The sequence below is a fragment of the Kitasatospora sp. NPDC018058 genome (assembly GCF_044327205.1).
Lineage (GTDB): Bacteria > Actinomycetota > Actinomycetes > Streptomycetales > Streptomycetaceae > Kitasatospora.
Genome location: NZ_JBIRFA010000002.1, coordinates 308,401 through 325,014, shown reverse-complemented (window position 1 = coordinate 325,014; position 16,614 = coordinate 308,401). Strand labels below are relative to the sequence as shown.

Genomic DNA, 16,614 nt, shown 5'->3' with positions numbered 1-16,614 from the left:
CTCCGGTCGGGGGACGCCCTCCCGACCGGAGCCCCCGGCCCGGTCAGCGCGCCAGCAGGCGACCGCGCGTCAGCCCGGCGGCGGTGCCCCCGGCCGCCAGCACCCAGGCGACGGCCAGCAGCAGGTAGAGCCCGGCGGCCAGCGCGGTGAACCCGCCGAAGCCGGTGTGCCGGGCGAGCGCGGAGGCGCCGGTGACGCAGGTGCCGACCGGGAAGGTGTAGGCCCACCAGGTCATCGCGAACGGCATCCCGGCCCGGCGGGCACGCAGGTTGGCGGTGAGTGCGACGGCCAGCCAGAGCATCGCGACACCGATCACCGCGACGCCGTACAGCTCGGCGAGCGGCAGCATCACGGGCGCCAGCGCGGGCAGCACCGGGCGGGCGGCGTCGGCGAGCTGGTGGATCGCGGTGACGGACTGGCCGAGCGGCCCGAGCACCAGGAACAGCGAGGGGGTGAGCGCCAGGGCGGGCAGCTTGCTGTGGAACAGCCCGGTGAACACCACCGGCAGCAGCACCAGGGTGGCCAGCAGGCCGACCCCGAACAGCGCCCAGCAGCCGTACAGCAGGGTCTGCTGCGGCAGTCCGGCCGGCAGGTGCGGGACGAGGGCCGGGCCGCAGGCGGAGGCGACCAGCGGGGCGACCACCGGCAGCAGCCAGGTCGGGTTGGCCTCCAGGGCGGACACCCGGTGCCGGGTGATCATCAGGTACGGGATGCCGCCGGCGACGGCCAGCGCGTACAGGGTGCCGACGCCCCACAGCACGGCGTCCAGGGCGACCGCCGGGCCGGTGCCGATGACCCTGGAGCCGAGCAGCAGGGTGCCGAGTCCGACCGCCAGCAGCGCCATCGGCGGGCAGCCGTAGAAGACGGCGGTGGCCGGGTTGTCCAGCAGCTGGGCGCGGGCCGCCTCGCGGTGCCGGGCGAGGTGGACCAGCCGGGCCGCGGCCAGCACCAGCAGGGCGGCCAGTCCGAATGCCCACATCACCTCGCCGAAGCCGATCAGCCCGGGCACCGGTACGGACAGGGCAGCGGCGCCGTTGGCGATGATCGCGGTGCCCATCACGGCGGCGTACCAGTTGGGGCCGAGCTGGGCGAGGTCGAACCGGGAGAACCGGAAGAGCCGGGAGATCCGGGAGAGCCGGGAACGGGAGGCGGGGCGGGTGAGCGGACGGACATCGGCCAAGGTGGACATGGTTCCACCCTGGCCCGGCGGCCCGACCGCCGGTAGCGCCACGGGCTCTATGAGGACATAGCCTGAACCTATGGCCCTCTCCCCGCACGTCCCCGAACTGGGCGCCCTGGAACTGCTGCTCGCGGTGGCCCGGCTGGGCAGCGTCGGCCGGGCGGCGGCCGAGCTGGGCGTCAGCCAGCCGACCGCCAGCGCCCGGATCAAGGGCATGGAGCGGCAGATCGGCGTCCCGCTGCTGGAGCGCTCGCCCCGGGGCAGCCGGCCGACCGAGGCCGGCCGGCTGGTGGTCGAGTGGGCCCGGCAGGTGGTGGAGGCGGCGCAGGCGCTGGACGCCGGGATCGACGCGCTGCGCGAGCGGCGGGACGCCAAGCTGCGGGTGGTGGCCAGCCTGACCGTCGCCGAGTACCTGATGCCGGGCTGGCTGCTGGGACTGGCCGAGGCCAGTCCGGGGACGGCGGTGACACTGCGGACGGCGAACTCCGCGGAGGTGGCCGGGCACGTGCTGGCCGGGGATGCCGACCTGGGCTTCGTCGAGGGCCCGTCCACCCCGCCCGGGCTCGCCGGCGCGGTAGTGGCGGCGGACCGGCTGGTGGTCGTGGTGGCGCCCGGCCACCCCTGGGCGCGCCGCCGCACCCCGCTGACCGCGACCGAGCTGGCGGGCACCCCGCTGGTGCTGCGCGAGCCCGGCTCGGGCACCCGGGAGGTGCTGGAGATGGCGCTGGCGCCGTACGGGGGCGCCGCGCAGCCCCGGCTGGAGCTGGCCTCCTCCACCGCGCTGAAGGCGGCGGCGATGACCGGGGCGGGGCCGGTCTGCCTGAGCGAGCTGGCGGTGGTGGAGGAGCTGGCCACCCGGCGGCTCGTCGAGGTGCCGCTGGCGGAGGAGCTGGACCTGCGGCGGCCGCTGCGCGCGGTGTGGCCGGCCGGGCAGCGGCCGGGCGGGCCGGCCCGGGAACTGCTGGGGCTGACCCGGCAGGCGGTCGGCCAGACCCCGAGGAGGAACCAGACCCCGAGGAGGAACCCGACCGCGAAGAGAAGAAGTTCAGCGACCTAAAGTTGAGCGGAATAGGCTCAAGTTAGTGCATGCTGTACGTAGCAGCAGTGAAGGACGACGAGGGAGGATCCCCCAGCAGTGGACGCGAGCAAGTTCACCACCAAGACGCAGGACGCCCTGTCCGCCGCGATCCGGCAGGCGGGCACGGCCGGCAACCCGGACGTCAGGCCGGTGCACATCCTGATCGCCCTGCTGGAGCAGCCCGAGGGCATCGCCCGGCCCCTACTGGAGGCGGTCGGGGCGAACGCCGCCCGGGTCGACGCCGAGGCACGCCGCCAGCTGACCGCGCTGCCCAGCGCGATGGGCTCGACGGTCGCCGCCCCGCAGCTCGCCCGGGACACCCTCGCCGTGCTGACCGAGGCCGGCAAGCGCGCGGACGACCTGGACGACCAGTACGTCTCCACCGAGCACCTGATGGTCGGCCTGGCGGCCGAGGGCGGGCCGGTGGCCGAGCTGCTGGTGCAGCAGGGCGCGACGCCCAAGGCGCTGCTCGCCGCCTTCAAGGACGTCCGGGGCAGCGGCCGGGTCACCTCGCCGGACCCGGAGGGCACCTACAAGGCGCTGGAGAAGTACGGCACCGACCTCACCCAGGCCGCCCGGGACGGCAAGCTCGACCCGGTGATCGGCCGTGACCACGAGATCCGCCGGGTGGTCCAGGTGCTCTCCCGCCGGACCAAGAACAACCCGGTGCTGATCGGCGAGCCCGGCGTCGGCAAGACCGCCGTGGTCGAGGGCCTGGCCCAGCGCATCGTGGCCGGCGACGTACCGGAGTCGCTGCGCGGCAAGCGGCTGGTCGCGCTGGACCTCAGCGCGATGGTGGCCGGCGCCAAGTTCCGCGGCGAGTTCGAGGAGCGGCTGAAGGCCGTCCTGAACGACATCAAGGCCTCCGACGGCCAGGTCGTCACCTTCATCGACGAACTGCACACCATGGTCGGCGCGGGCGCCGGCGGCGACTCCGCGATGGACGCGGGCAACATGCTCAAGCCGATGCTGGCCCGCGGCGAGCTGCGGATGGTCGGCGCCACCACGCTGGACGAGTACCGCGAGCGGATCGAGAAGGACCCGGCCCTGGAGCGCCGATTCCAGCAGGTGATGGTCGGCGAGCCCAGCGTGGAGGACTCGATCGCCATCCTGCGCGGCCTCAAGGGCCGGTACGAGGCGCACCACAAGGTGCAGATCTCGGACGCCGCGCTGGTCGCCGCCGCCACCCTGTCCAACCGCTACATCACCTCCCGCTTCCTGCCCGACAAGGCGATCGACCTGGTCGACGAGGCGGCCTCGCGGCTGCGGATGGAGATCGACTCCTCCCCGGTCGAGATCGACGAACTCCAGCGCGCCGTCGACCGGTTGCGGATGGAGGAGCTGGCCCTGGAGAAGGAGTCGGACCCGGCCTCGGTCGACCGGCTGGCCCGGCTGCGGCGCGATCTCGCCGACAAGAACGAGCAGTTGAGCGTACTGACGGCGCGCTGGGAGCAGGAGAAGAAGAGCCTCAACCGGGTCGGCGAGCTCAAGGAGCGGCTGGACGACCTGCACGGTGCGCTCGAACGGGCCCAGCGCGACGGGGACTTCGAGCGGGCGTCCAAGCTGATGTACGCCGAGATCCCGGCCGCCGAGAAGGAGCTCACCGACGCCCAGGAGCGCGCCGCGACTGCGAACGACGAGACCGGGCCCGCCTCGGCCTCGATGGTCAAGGAGGAGGTCGGCCCGGACGACGTGGCCGATGTGGTCGCCTCCTGGACGGGCATCCCGGCCGGCCGCCTGATGGAGGGCGAGAGCGCCAAACTCCTGCGCATGGAGGAGGAGTTGGGCCGGCGCCTGATCGGCCAGGCGGAGGCCGTGCAGGCGGTCTCGGACGCGGTGCGCCGCACCCGCTCGGGCATCGCCGACCCGGACCGCCCGACCGGTTCCTTCCTGTTCCTCGGCCCGACCGGCGTCGGCAAGACCGAGCTCGCCAAGGCCCTGGCCGACTTCCTGTTCGACGACGAGCGGGCGATGGTCCGCATCGACATGAGCGAGTACGGCGAGAAGCACTCGGTCTCCCGCCTGGTCGGCGCCCCGCCCGGGTACGTCGGCTACGAGGAGGGCGGCCAGCTCACCGAGGCGGTCCGCCGCCGCCCGTACAGCGTGGTGCTGCTGGACGAGGTGGAGAAGGCCCACCCGGAGGTCTTCGACGTCCTGCTCCAGGTGCTGGACGACGGCCGACTCACCGACGGCCAGGGCCGCACGGTGGACTTCCGCAACGCGATCCTGATCCTCACCTCCAACCTGGGCTCGCAGTACTTGGTCGACCCGGCCACCCCCGTGGACAAGAAGAAGGCCCTGGTGCTGGACTCCGTCCGGGCCGCGTTCAAGCCGGAGTTCCTCAACCGGCTGGACGACATCGTGGTCTTCGACCCGCTGGGCACCGACGAGCTCAGCAGGATCGTCGACCTCCAGGTGGCGCGCCTCGGCGAGCGGCTGCGCGAGCGGCGGCTCACCCTGGACGTCTCCGAGGCCGCCCGCGACTGGCTGGCGCTCACCGGGTACGACCCGGCGTACGGCGCCCGCCCGCTGCGCCGGCTGGTGCAGTCCGCGATCGGCGACCAGCTGGCCCGGGCGATCCTGTCCGGCCAGGTGCACGACGGGGACACCGTCCTGGTCGAGCGGGACGAGGAGGGTGACCGGCTCACCGTCCGCGGTCGGGGCCCGCTGGAGAAGTAAGCCCGACGGGCCGGTTCGGGCCGCTCGCCGTGCTCAGGCGCGGGGAGCGGCCCGTGCCGCTACCGCCGCTCCTCGGCCACGCCTCGCCGCTGGCGCCGCGCGCGGTCCCGCCAGGTGCGCGCCAGCCGGTACAGCTCGGCGCCCCGCGACTCCGGCAGGTTCCACGTCTGGGTGAGCAGCCGCAGCGTGGAGACCCGCGGACAGGACACCCCCCGCTCCAGGTCGCGGATCGACCGCACGCTCAGCCCCGACGCCTCCCCCAACTGCTCCTGCGTCATCCCCCGCTCCAACCGGATGCTCCGCAGCAGCGTCCCCAGCGAGGCGCCCTCCCCGGTCACCGCACGCTCCATCCCCGCTTCCCCCCATCAGCTCAAATCACCTCAACTCGCCCACCTCACAGGGCCGTTGCCACAGGCGAGTTCCGTCGCACGCTAACCGCATCCGGCCGGCACGGCAGGCGAACCCGGGCGCCGGGCGCGTGACTTGGCTCACGCGCGCGCCCGGCGCGCCGCCCCGCCGCCGACCGCCGGGCACCCTGCGTGACCGGTGCCCGACACGCGCCGAAATGAAGATCGACGCGCCCCCGGGTGCCCCTGTGAGCGAGACCCCGAATGAGGCAGGATGGGAGGAGCAAAGGGCGGCCTCTCATTGCCGGCCACCACGTGCACTGAGGAAGAGGACCCCATGAGCATCGACCCGTCGTCCATCCCGTCCTTCGGCGTACCCGGAGGCGGCCAGCCCGGCGGCCAGCCCGGCGGCCAGGGCGGGCGGCCGGCCGGCCCGCCGCCGATCATCGTCCCGGACCAGGGCCTGGTCACCCAGTTGCTGGACCAGATGCAGCTCAAGCACGTCGTGGACGAGGAGGGCGACCTCACCGCCCCCTGGGAGGGTTTCCGCGTCTACTACATGTTCCGCGGCGAGCAGAAGGAGCTCTTCGCGGTGCGCGCCTTCTACGACCGCGCGTACCCGCTGGAGAAGAAGGGCGAGATCCTCGACCTGATCGACGAGTGGAACCGCGAGACCCTGTGGCCCAAGGTCTACACCCACACCCACGAGGACGGCGTCGTCCGTCTGATCGGTGAGGCCCAGATGATCGTCGGCACCGGCGTCAACCTGGACTACTTCGTCACCACCACCGCGAACTGGACCCAGGCCGCCGTCGGCTTCGAGCAGTGGATCGTCGAGCGCCTGGGCCTGCAGAACGAGATCGAGGGCGAGGAGGGCGAGGGCGAGGACTCCGACGAGGCCTGATCCCCGCATCCCCCCACCCACGGCCCGCCACCGCGATCGAGCGCGGTGGCGGGCCGCCCTTGTCCCCGGGCCCCGGCTGTCCCAGGATGGGCGCGACGACGACGCGTGAGGAGCCTTTCGCATGGGAACCAGGCCGCTGCTGAACCGCCGACTGGCCGGGATGGGAACGACGATCTTCGCCGAGATGTCCGCCCTGGCCACGGCCACCGGCTCGATCAACCTCGGGCAGGGCTTCCCGGACACCGACGGGCCCGAGGAGGTCCGTGAGGCGGCCGTACGGGCGCTGCGCGAGGGCCGCGGGAACCAGTACCCGCCCGGCCCCGGCATCCCCGAACTGCGCCAGGCCGTCGCCGAGCACCAGCAGCGCTTCCACGGCCTGTCGTACGACCCGGACGCCGAGGTGCTGGTCACCGCCGGCGCCACCGAGGCCATCGCCGCCGCCCTGCTCGCCCTGCTGGAGCCCGGCGACGAGGTGATCGCCCTCGAACCCTTCTACGACTCCTACGCCGCCTGCATCGCGATGGCCGGCGCCACCCGCGTCCCGCTCACCCTCCGGGCCCCGTCCTTCCGCCCCGACCTGGACGAGCTGCGCGCCCTGATCACCCCGCGCACCCGGCTGCTGCTGATCAACACCCCGCACAACCCCACCGGCACCGTCCTCACCGCCGAGGAGCTCGCCGGCATCGCCGCCCTCGCCGTCGAGCACGACCTGCTGGTGGTCACCGACGAGGTCTACGAGCACCTGGTCTTCGGCACCGTCCACCACCCGATCGCCGCCCTGCCCGGCATGCGCGAGCGCACCGTCACCATCTCCTCGGCCGGCAAGACCTTCTCCTTCACCGGCTGGAAGGTCGGCTGGGTCACCGCGAGTCCGGCCCTCGTCTCGGCGGTCCGCACTGCGAAGCAGTACCTCACCTACGTCAGCGCCGGCCCCTTCCAGTACGCCGTCGCCGAGGCGCTCCGTCTCCCCGACAGCTACTTCAACACGTTCCGGGCCGACCTCCTACGCAAGCGCGACCTGCTCGCCGACGGACTCTCCGCCGCCGGTTTCCGGGTCTTCACCCCCGAGGGCACCTACTTCATCACCACCGACATCACCCCGCTGGGCGAGAAGGACGGCATCGAGTTCTGCCGCGCCCTGCCCGAGCGCTGCGGCGTCGTCGCGATCCCCAACGCCGTCTTCTACGACAACACCGACGCGGGCCGCAGCCTGGTCCGCTTCACCTTCTGCAAGAAGGACGAGGTGCTCGCCGAGGCGGTCACCCGGCTGCAGCAGCTCTGACCGGCCGCTACTGCGGCGCCAACGGCATGGCCTCGAAGCCGTCGAACAGGTAGGCGTAGACCTGGGCGAGATAGAGCGTCAGCTCCTGCTGGTCGGGAAACGCCACGTACGTCAGGCCGTACCACTGCTGCGGGGACAGCGGCCGGTTCTGCACGACGTGCAGCAGCCCGGCTCGGACGGTCTCCCGGTAGTCCGGCCAGGCCTGGTCGAAGGTGTCCCGCAATATCCCGAGGTCGTCGACCGCCTCGACCCCGAGCACGCCCGCGCAGAAGTGCACGAAGCGCCGGTCGACACCGGGAACGTCCAGCCCGAATTCGGCGAGCGGGACGGTGGTCGGGTCGACGGCCCCACCGGGGTACGGGTAGAGCGTGGTGTTCCAGAGCTCGTCCTCCCGCTCCGGTCCGGCTGGCCCGGCCGTGCTCGCAGGACGGTAAACGCCGTACACCAGGCCGGACTTGAGGAAGTCGGCGTAGACGTAGTTGATCTCGCCGTCCGGACCGTACGGCTCCTCCGGGTCGATCGCGATCGCCGTGGCCTTGCCGGCGGAGTTCAGGAGCGGGCCGTACACCTCCTCGAACAGCAGGATCGGCGCCAGGTCGTGGTTCGCCAGCGCAGCCGCCCTCAGGACGTCGTCCGCCTGGACGAGGGCCTCCTCGGAATCGAAACGGCTGGCCCACGGGCCGGTGCGGGGCGGGAGCTCGTCACGGAGAGGCATGCGGGGTACTCCAGTGGTCGGGGTCGGATTCCATCATTCGCCTACCGGGCGCCACTCCGACCAGAACCGGTCGTCGTCACGCGGCGGCAGGCGCTCCGGGTCCGGGGGAACCGGCAACTCCGAGCGGTCGCCGTAGAAGTAGTTGTACACGTCCAGGAGGAACCCGTAGAGCTCGGCCTCGGAGAAGAACTGGTACCCGGTGAAATCCAGCCAGTCCCTGGTCGAGGCGGGCTGCTGTTCCAAGAAGTATTCCAGGCTCGCCTGGAGCCTCCGCGCGAATTCACTCCCATCGGTCGCCCACGGCTTGAATTCGTGGACCTCGTCCATTGTGTCGACCCGGAAGTAGTGGCCGTAAAACCGCTGGAGCTGCTCATCGTCCGACCAGCCCGGCACCTGCCTGAAACTCCACCCCGATGTGGGCACTCGCATACCTCAGCGCTCCTTTCCGTAAATCTCAACGACCATGGTCAGTGATGATGGTGACCCATGTTGTGCTCCACCTTTGGCTGAGGGAACATGGTGTGGAGTTTGAATCCACCCTTTCCGTCCGGCCGGTAGACCGCAATGATCTCGGCGTCCTTGAAGTTCACGTCCCGATAATTGATCCGACCGTTGGTCATCGGATTTCCAGGGTCAATATAGTACCCGCGGAACATTCCCTCGTGGCCACCGCGGCCCCAGACGTCCTTCGGCGAGAACTTCACCTCGTACGGCGGACTGCTCGGAATGCGTTCTCGCGCATGAAGCTCCGCATACATGTAGGACTCGTTGTCCTTGAAAGCCGTCGAAAAGCGATCGCAGGTGTGGTTCATCGGATCGCCGTGCTGGTTCCGCTTCTCCTTGTCGTGGTAGAGCTGCGGCGGCGCCAGGCGCTGCTTGGCATCGGGACCGTGCAGTGGGTCGATCTTCTCTCTCGACTGGGCGAATCCGTGCTCGTCCTTGGCCCAGCGCGAGACCTGCTTCGGCGGCTGCGCGACCGCGAAGCCACGGGCGTTGGTGAGCGGCGGCTGCGGGACGTTGACCGTCTCCTTGAAGGGCTTCCCGAGCCGGTCCTTCAACTGCTGGTCCGTCACCTTGAGGTGCCGGCCGACGCCGTGCCCCTGCAGTTCCAGCTGGGCGACCCGCCTGTCGACCTCCCGGTTGTACTGCGCCTTCAGCACCTTCTTCCCCGGTACGGACTGCCCTGGGTGGAGCTCGATGCCCTCCGACTTCAGGGAGCGTCCGTCCGCGCGCAGGCTCTTGTGGATCGCCTTCTCGGCATCGCGGTGGTTCTTGGCAGTGATCTCCAGGCCGTGCCCGATCGACCGGTGCCCATCGGCCATCGCCTTCGACATGTCGTTGATCATCGAGTGGACGATCGGGCGGACCGCGTTCTGGACGATCTTGCCGAGCTTGCCCCGCCCCAGCAGCTTCCCACGCGTCTTCTCGTGCAGTTCCCGGGAGTGGTGCTCCACCTGGTCCGCGTGCTTGTGCGCCTTCGCCGCAGCCTCGCTGAGCGCGGCCGGATTGGCGCGGAACCCCTCGCTCACTTGTGCTCACCTCCGACCAGGGCCGCCTCGACGCCCTTGAACACCAGACCGGAGACCGCCTCCTGGATGGCTGCGTGGAATGGATCGATCGCCGTCGACACCAGCTCGGCGATGATGACGGACTCGATCTCCTGCACGATCGCGTTCACGATCCGCTTGCCGACCTCGACGATCGCCGCCTCCGCCGCAGCCGAGAGGCCTAGGGTGGCGACCGCCGCGGCCGCAGCGGCCGCTATCTCGGCCGCGGTCGCCACCAGTTGGGCGATCACCGCGCCCTTGGCCACGATCACCGCGTCGGCGGCCACCTCCAGGCCGGTCGCCAGCACCTCGCAGCAGTCGATCAGCACGGTCATGTGCCCCTCGGACGCCTGGCCCCAGCGGGTGATCAGAGCCTCGTACCCGGCGCCCTCGTAGGCCCCGCCGAGGTTCTTCAGCAGGGTGTCCGTGTCGCCGTGGGACTTCGCCATCCCCTTGCCGAACTCCCGGACGTGCTGACCCCATTCGCGCAGTTCGTCCTCGTCGATGTCGGGCCAGTTGAGGCCCATCAGACTCATGACCCAGACAAGTTCGTCCGGCAACTCGATCGACAACGCCCACCCCCGAAGCCCGAACTGACAACTGACAAGCACCACTCAAAACGACGAATCGCTCTTCTGTGCGGTTGCATCCAGCTGCCGGAGTGCTTCGAAGGACTACGGAATGGATAGGCGAACACGGAGTGGCCTGGGTGACCGCGAGCCCCGAGCTGGTCTCCGCCGTCCGCACCGCCAAGCAGTACCTGACCTACGTCAGCGCCGGCCCCTTCCAGTACGCCGTCGCCGAGGCGCTGCGACTTCCCGACAGCTACTTCGACACCCTGCGCGCCGACCTGCTGCGCAAGCGCGACCTGCTCGCCGACGGGCTCTCCGCCGCCGGTTTCCGGGCCTTCACCCCCGAGGGCACCTACTTCATCACCACCGACATCACCCCGCTGGGCGAGAAGGACGGCATCGAGTTCTGCCGCGCCCTGCCCGAGCGCTGCGGCGTCGTCGCCATCCCCAACGCCGTCTTCTACGACGACACCGACGCGGGCCGTAGCCTGATCCGCTTCACTTTCTGCAAAAGGGACGAGGTGCTCCAGGAGGCCGTCGCTCGGCTGCAGTGCCTCTGAGCGTCCGCGCGCCCCCTCGAACGGGAGCGATCCCAGCCCGACAGTAGTTCTGATTCACGGTCAACTCCCCTGAGTGGCACGCCCGTTTGCTGCCCAGGAGGCAATTCGACCAACCTCCCCGGCACACCCGGCCGCCCTCCACGCCCGACGCGTGGAGGGCGGCGGCATGTGAAGCGCGCGGACGGCACACAACCGGCGCGCACGGCGTGCATGCCGGTTGCAGGGGCGCGCGCTGTGCAGAGTCGCACACTGGGTCGATCAGAGCCGGGAAGCAGGTGTGCTCGAAACAGTGAATGCTTGACAAAGTTGGGTAAATCCCCGACGGGCCCGGCGTATTCATGCTTCTCTGCTGCTGAATCTCCAGCCGGAATCCTTCCTTCCACGGTCGGCCGCGCCCAGGGCCGCACAGCCACGAACAGCCTCGCCATCGCCTAGGCCTAGTCGCTGCTGCTCGGCGGGCGCGCACGGAGCTGAAACGCGGAGCCGAGCATGCTCACCACACTGCAGACCTCCTACACGGACACCCGCGCCGGTGACCTGGCCTGGTGCCTCGGCGGCGACCCACTGCCCGCGCTCGCGGTCCACGACCTCAGACTCGACGGCGGCCGGCCCGGCACCTCCGGCACCCTCCAGCTGCGACTGCTGGGCGCCTCGCACCAGGTGGTGATCGACGCCGGCCCCGGCAGCTGCCTGGAGACCGTCGCCTGCCTGCCCGGCCGCCGCACGCCGCTGCCGGCCCGGGTCGCCAAGCAGGTCGGCGGCTGGGAGTACGAGTTCGCCGCCCGGATCGAGGCCCTGCCCCCGCACGACTTCGCGGCCCGCGCCCAGGAGCTGCTGGCCCTGGTCGAGGGACACCCGCGCGGTCTCGCCGGGGTCTTCCCCGGCGACCCGAGCGCCTTCACCGCACTGGTCACCCAGGGCGGCACGGACCGGCTGCTCTGGCGGACCTGGCACGCCTACCCGCAGGAGGGGCAGCTGGTCTGCACCCGCTCCTCGCTGGTGGTGTCGGGGACATGACCGCCCGAGGCCTGAGCGGGAACGCCGATTCGGTCCTGCGCTCCGTAGCGCGAGCCGATGAATCGCACGCAGGAACGGTTCGTCAATCCGAAGGCCCGCACTGTCCGTCGAATGGGCGCAGCTATCCGTCCCGCACGTCCCCTAGCGTTTGTTCGTGATCAACCATCCGGTCGGTCCGCCCGCCCGCCCGCGAGTGGACCTCGACGACGGCCCCCCACCCCGGCCCGGGCGAAGCCTCACCCCCCTGCCCGCCCGCCGTCGATCCCGGCTGCGCTCGCGCCCCCGGCTCGCCCGTCTGACCGTCCTGCTGGCCGCGTTCGTCTGCGCGGCCTGCGGACTCGTCTACGAGCTCGAACTCGTGGCGCTCGGCGACTACCTGATCGGAGACACCGTCACCCAGACCTCCGTCGTGCTCTCCGTGATGGTGTTCGCGATGGGCCTCGGCTCCCTGCTCGCCAAGCGGCTCACGAGCCGGCCCGCGACCGCGTTCGCCCTGGTCGAGTGCGCCCTCGCGCTCACCGGCGGACTCTCCGTCCTCGCCCTGTACTCCTGCTGGGCCTGGATCGGCTGCTACCAGGCCGCGATGGTCGGCCTCACCTGCCTGATCGGCATCCTGATCGGCGCCGAGATCCCGCTGCTGATGACCCTCATCCAGCGGATCCGGCGCGAGGACGCCGGACGCGCCGCCGCCGACCTGTTCGCCGCCGACTACGTGGGCGCGCTGATCGGCGGCCTGGCCTTCCCCTTCCTCGTCCTCCCCGGTCTCGGCCCCGGCGACGGCGCGCTGCTCACCGGGGCGGTCAACGCGGTGGCCGGGGCCGCCGTGGTGCTCTGGCTCTTCCGCGAGGAGCCCGCCCCCCGGATACGACGGCTGCTCTGGCTCGGCTGCGCCTTCGTCCTCGCCCTGCTCGCGGCCGCCGCCGTCGGCTCCGACGCGATCGAACGCGCCGCCCGGCACGCCCTCTACGGCGACCGGATCCGCTACGCCACCCGCAGCCAGTACCAGGAGATCGTGCTCACCGGCCCCGCCGGGGGCCCGCTCCGGCTCTACCTCGACGGCCGGCTCACGGCCTGCGGGCCCGACGAGTACCGGGGCAGCGAAGCCCTCGTCCACCCGGCCATGGCCGCCGGGGCGGATCGCCGGGTCCTGCTGCTCGGCGGCGGCGACGGCCTCGCGCTGCGGGAGGTGCTGCGGCACCGCGGGGTCCGCGCCGTACGACTGGTCGACGCCGACCCGGCCCTTTCCCGGCTCGCCCGCACCGACCCCGGGCTCGCCGCCCTCACCGGGCACTCCCTGGACGACCCCCGGGTGAGCACCACAGCGGCCGACCCGATGGCCTGGCTGCGCGGCGCCCCCGAGGAGGCGTACGACGTGGTGCTCGCCGACCTGCCCGCCCCTTCGGAGGGCGGGCCGGTCAAGTTCCACTCCCAGGAGTTCTACGGCCTCGCCGCCCGGCTGCTGGCCCCCGGCGGCCGGATCGCCGTCCGGGCCGGCGGGGACGAGGGCGGGGACGGCCTCTGGCGGATCGAGTCCGGCCTCCGCGCGGCGGGCCTGCGGACCACCCCGTACGCCGTTCAGGGCAGTCCCACCGCCACCTGCCGCCCCGGCGCCCCGGACACCGCCCAGGACTTCCTGCTCGCCGCCGCCACCCCGCCCCCGCTCAGCCTCGCCCCCGACGCCCCACCACCCCGCGCCCTCACCCCTGACGCCCTCCACGCCTCCACCACCCGCCTCGCCGCCCTCCGGCCGGCCCGGCCCCCGGCGCCGCTGACCTTGCTGGGGCCGCGCTGAGGGGGGGCGGGGGCCTACGGAGAGGCGCACGGGAAGGGAGAAGTGGGCCGGGCGGACGGCTGGAGGGCGTGACGCGCGGGGTGGGGCGAAAGTCGAGTGGTGGTAGGTAGGGACCGGGCCGGTTCGGGTCGGTAGGCTCCGTGACATGGAGCATGAGGTTGTCGTCCCGATGTCCGCAGAGCTGGTGCGGGAGGCCTTGCAGGATCCGGCGCTGCTGGCGCGGAGTGTGCCGGGGCTGAGCACCGAGCCGGCGGCGGTCGGGGGTGGGCCTGCTGAGGAGATCGGCGGGCGGCTGAAGCTGCGGATCGGCGGCTCCACGATCACCTACAAGGGCGTGCTGTCGCTGATCGAGGGCCGGGAGGGTGTGCTCACCGTGCTGGCCGAAGGGCAGGAGGCCCGGGGCAGCGGTGAGGCGACCGCCACCGTGCGGGTCAGCGTCGTGGACGGCGCCGAGGAGGGCACCGCGGCGATCCGCTTCACCGGCGACCTGAGTGCCACCGGCCGGCTGACCGAGTTCGACGCCGAGACCCTCGACGCCGTCGGCCGCCGCCTGCTGGACCGCTTCGCCACCGCGCTCACCTCCCCGGAGGGCGAGCCTGTGGACGACGACGCGGCCGAGGACGGGACCGAGGATGGGACCGAGGATGGGACCGAGGACGGGACCGAGGCCGAGAGCGGGACTCCGGCCGAGGTCGTCTCCATCGAGGACCGCCAGGACCAGCCCGGCGACGATCTGGACGACGACCTCTCCGACCTGATCGCCTTCTCGGACGCCGACGCCGAGCGCTTCGGCCTCGGCGCCGGCGCCGCCGACGACCATGAGGACGACGCGGCCGACGAGGACGAGAGCGGCGGCCGCACGGACGAGGTCGCCGAGGAGGTCCCGGTCGAGCCGCTGTTCGCCTACGAGGAGGGGCCGGAACTCAGCGGCCCGGTCCGCCGCAGCATCGTCGGCCGTTCGGCCGAGGAGGTGGACCACGCCCCGCCGCGCGGCCGGTACGCCCCGGCGCTGCCCGCCCGCAGCGCGCGGGCCCGGGCGGCGTCCCGCTGGGGCGGCGAGGTCGGCGGCATCGTGGTGCCGGGCAGTGGCGGGCGCAGCGCGGTGCCGTGGGTGATCGGCGGCTCGGTGGCGCTGCTGGGCGGCGCCGTGGTGCTGGTCAGGGCGCTGCGCCGGCGCTAGCCGAAAGGCGCCGCGCACGGTTGCAGGCCAGGGTCTGAGGACAGGCCCTAGACTGAACGCTCATGAGCAACGACCGCGACGCCCTGCTGGCACAGATCAAGGACAAGGCCGTCGTGCACGGCAAGGTCACCCTTTCCTCCGGCAAGGAGGCCGACTACTACGTCGACCTGCGCCGGATCACGCTGGACGGCGAGGCCGCCCCGCTGGTCGGCCGGGTGATGCTGGACGCGACCTCGCACCTGGAGTACGACGCCGTCGGCGGTCTGACCCTGGGCGCCGACCCGGTGGCGGCCTCGATGCTGCACGCCGCCGCCGCGCGCGGGCAGAAGCTGGACGCCTTCGTGGTCCGCAAGACCGGCAAGGCGCACGGCCTGCAGCGCCGGATCGAGGGCCCGGAGGTGAAGGGCCGCCGGGTGCTGGCGGTCGAGGACACCTCCACCACCGGCGGCTCGGTGCTGACCGCCGTCGAGGCGCTGCGCGAGGCGGGCGCCGAGGTGGTCGGCGTCGCGGTGATCGTCGAGCGCGGTGGCGCGGGGGCCGTCGAGGAGCAGGGCCTGGAGTACGTGACCGCGTACACCCTGGACGACCTGGGCCTCTGACCCCGCGAGGACCCCGATGAAGTCCTCGCCGAGAGGCCTCACCGGGAGTTCTCGCCGAGAGGCCTCCCGGACAACGCGAAGGGCCGGGCTGTTCCACGTGGAACAGTCCGGCCCTTCGCGTTGAACCCAGCCGGTCGGGCTCAGCCGCGCCGGTGCCGCCCGCCGCCGCTCTGCACGGCCTCGGCCGCGCTGTCGGTGACGCCCGCCTTCTTCTTGCGGCGCTCCCGCATGACCTCGATCAGGATCGGCGAGATCGACAGCAGCACGATCAGCAGCACCGCCGGGATCAGGTACTTGTCGATCACCGGGGCGAGCGCGTCACCGAAGAAGTAGCCGATCAGCAGCATGGACTCGGTCCAGAGCACACCACCGATGACGTTCCACAGGAAGAACGTCCTGGCGGGCATCTCCAGGGTGCCGGCCACCGGGTTCAGGAAGGTCCGGATGATCGGCATGAAGCGGGCCAGCACCACGGCCTTGCCGGAGCCGAACTTGTTGAAGTACTCCTCCGCCTTCACCACGTACTCGCGGCGGAAGATCTTCGAATCGGGCTTGTCGAACATCCTCGGCCCGACCTTGGCCCCGATCAGGTGCCCCAGCTGGGCACCGGCGACCGCCGCGATCGGGCAGCCGACGAGCAGCACGGCGATCGGCAGCTTGGCGCCGTCGCCGAGCACCGAGGACGCGGCGTTCGAGGCGGCGACGCCCGCGAGGATCAGCAGCGAGTCGCCCGGGAAGAAGAAGCCGACCAGCAGGCCGGTCTCCGCGAAGATGATCGCGATGAGCCCGATGGCGCCGAGGGACGAGATCAGGGATTTGGCGTCGAGCAGATTGACGGCCAGCTGGTAAGAGTCCACGGGCGCAGGATAGCGGGCGTACCTTGCCGACGACTTCCGGCCGAGCCCTGCGACGGCTTCCGGCCGCGCGCCCCAGCGCGACGTTCCGACAGGCGGGCTCCTGCTGACCTGCGGGCACGAGTCTGGGAAGATGACACCGGCGTCCGGTCCGCGGCGGCCCACCACCCTCATGGCCGTACCGCGGAGGCCGCCTCGAACCTTGGTGCCGGAGAGCCACACCGCAGCGCCGCGCGTCGGCGGGCCGGCACGGAGTCGTCACGAAGGCGTACACAGCGTCGGACAGCACCGTCCGTACGCCGCAACCC

General features: G+C 71.8%; 15 protein-coding genes and 1 pseudogene. 9 read left to right on the top strand and 7 right to left on the bottom strand.

Annotated features, from left to right (window positions below):
- Positions 1–43: 43 nt before the first annotated feature.
- Entirely contained in the window at positions 44–1,189 is a 1,146-nt protein-coding gene (locus tag ACH4E7_RS04065) for a TDT family transporter (RefSeq protein ID WP_396247418.1), read from the bottom strand.
- Positions 1,190–1,259: 70 nt separating this feature from the next.
- Here ACH4E7_RS04065 and ACH4E7_RS04060 point away from each other — a divergent pair, with 70 nt between their 5' ends.
- Together ACH4E7_RS04060 and clpB are read left to right on the top strand one after the other, a co-directional pair.
- Positions 1,260–2,237, top strand: coding sequence for a LysR family transcriptional regulator (locus ACH4E7_RS04060; RefSeq protein ID WP_396247417.1), 978 nt, complete (start codon positions 1,260–1,262; stop codon positions 2,235–2,237).
- A gap of 78 nt (positions 2,238–2,315) precedes the next feature.
- Positions 2,316–4,937, top strand: a complete 2,622-nt coding sequence (gene clpB, locus ACH4E7_RS04055) for an ATP-dependent chaperone ClpB (RefSeq protein WP_396247416.1) — start codon at positions 2,316–2,318, stop codon at positions 4,935–4,937.
- Between the two features lie 59 nt (positions 4,938–4,996).
- On the opposite strand, the gene ACH4E7_RS04050 is transcribed toward clpB, so the two are convergent.
- On the bottom strand, positions 4,997–5,287 hold the full coding sequence (locus ACH4E7_RS04050; RefSeq protein ID WP_396247415.1) for a helix-turn-helix transcriptional regulator: 291 nt from the start codon (positions 5,285–5,287) through the stop codon (positions 4,997–4,999).
- A gap of 334 nt (positions 5,288–5,621) precedes the next feature.
- On the opposite strand from ACH4E7_RS04050, the gene ACH4E7_RS04045 reads away from it, so the two are divergent.
- Both ACH4E7_RS04045 and ACH4E7_RS04040 read left to right on the top strand, forming a co-directional pair.
- Positions 5,622–6,188 (top strand): YbjN domain-containing protein, encoded by a 567-nt coding sequence (locus tag ACH4E7_RS04045; RefSeq protein WP_396247414.1) that lies wholly within the window; start codon positions 5,622–5,624, stop codon positions 6,186–6,188.
- A 121-nt stretch (positions 6,189–6,309) separates the two neighbouring features.
- Positions 6,310–7,470 (top strand): pyridoxal phosphate-dependent aminotransferase, encoded by a 1,161-nt coding sequence (locus ACH4E7_RS04040; protein WP_396247413.1) that lies wholly within the window; start codon positions 6,310–6,312, stop codon positions 7,468–7,470.
- Between the two features lie 7 nt (positions 7,471–7,477).
- On the opposite strand, the gene ACH4E7_RS04035 is transcribed toward ACH4E7_RS04040, so the two are convergent.
- Genes ACH4E7_RS04035 through ACH4E7_RS04020 form a run of 4 tightly spaced genes read right to left on the bottom strand, consistent with a single transcriptional unit; the run spans position 7,478 to position 10,268 of the window.
- Complete coding sequence (locus ACH4E7_RS04035) at positions 7,478–8,185, bottom strand: hypothetical protein (RefSeq protein ID WP_396247412.1); 708 nt, start codon at positions 8,183–8,185, stop codon at positions 7,478–7,480.
- 33 nt (positions 8,186–8,218) lie between these two features.
- Positions 8,219–8,614, bottom strand: coding sequence for a hypothetical protein (locus tag ACH4E7_RS04030; RefSeq protein WP_396247411.1), 396 nt, complete (start codon positions 8,612–8,614; stop codon positions 8,219–8,221).
- Between the two features lie 38 nt (positions 8,615–8,652).
- Positions 8,653–9,714, bottom strand: a complete 1,062-nt coding sequence (locus ACH4E7_RS04025) for a hypothetical protein (protein ID WP_396247410.1) — start codon at positions 9,712–9,714, stop codon at positions 8,653–8,655.
- Complete coding sequence (locus tag ACH4E7_RS04020; protein ID WP_396247409.1) at positions 9,711–10,268, bottom strand: hypothetical protein; 558 nt, start codon at positions 10,266–10,268, stop codon at positions 9,711–9,713. The genes ACH4E7_RS04025 and ACH4E7_RS04020 overlap by 4 nt, the downstream gene beginning before the upstream one ends.
- Positions 10,269–10,432: 164 nt before the next feature.
- On the opposite strand from ACH4E7_RS04020, the pseudogene ACH4E7_RS04015 reads away from it, so the two are divergent.
- The 5 genes and pseudogenes from ACH4E7_RS04015 to pyrE form a co-directional block, all read left to right on the top strand.
- Positions 10,433–10,864, top strand: a pseudogene (locus tag ACH4E7_RS04015) (aminotransferase class I/II-fold pyridoxal phosphate-dependent enzyme); the annotation flags it as partial.
- A 489-nt stretch (positions 10,865–11,353) separates the two neighbouring features.
- Entirely contained in the window at positions 11,354–11,881 is a 528-nt protein-coding gene (locus tag ACH4E7_RS04010) for a DUF2617 family protein (protein WP_355668852.1), read from the top strand.
- Between the two features lie 154 nt (positions 11,882–12,035).
- Positions 12,036–13,673 (top strand): polyamine aminopropyltransferase, encoded by a 1,638-nt coding sequence (locus tag ACH4E7_RS04005; protein WP_396247408.1) that lies wholly within the window; start codon positions 12,036–12,038, stop codon positions 13,671–13,673.
- Positions 13,674–13,818: 145 nt separating this feature from the next.
- A complete protein-coding gene (locus ACH4E7_RS04000; RefSeq protein ID WP_396247407.1) occupies positions 13,819–14,853 on the top strand; it encodes a CoxG family protein in 1,035 nt (344 codons plus the stop codon).
- Between the two features lie 62 nt (positions 14,854–14,915).
- Positions 14,916–15,452 carry an orotate phosphoribosyltransferase gene (gene pyrE, locus ACH4E7_RS03995; RefSeq protein WP_396247406.1) on the top strand — a complete coding sequence of 179 codons (537 nt, stop codon included), beginning with the start codon at positions 14,916–14,918 and terminating at the stop codon, positions 15,450–15,452.
- A 140-nt stretch (positions 15,453–15,592) separates the two neighbouring features.
- Here pyrE and ACH4E7_RS03990 read toward each other — a convergent pair whose 3' ends face one another.
- The gene (locus ACH4E7_RS03990; RefSeq protein ID WP_396247405.1) at positions 15,593–16,309 is read right to left on the bottom strand and encodes a DedA family protein; all 717 of its coding nucleotides are present in this window, start codon (positions 16,307–16,309) and stop codon (positions 15,593–15,595) included.
- Positions 16,310–16,614 lie beyond the last annotated feature (305 nt).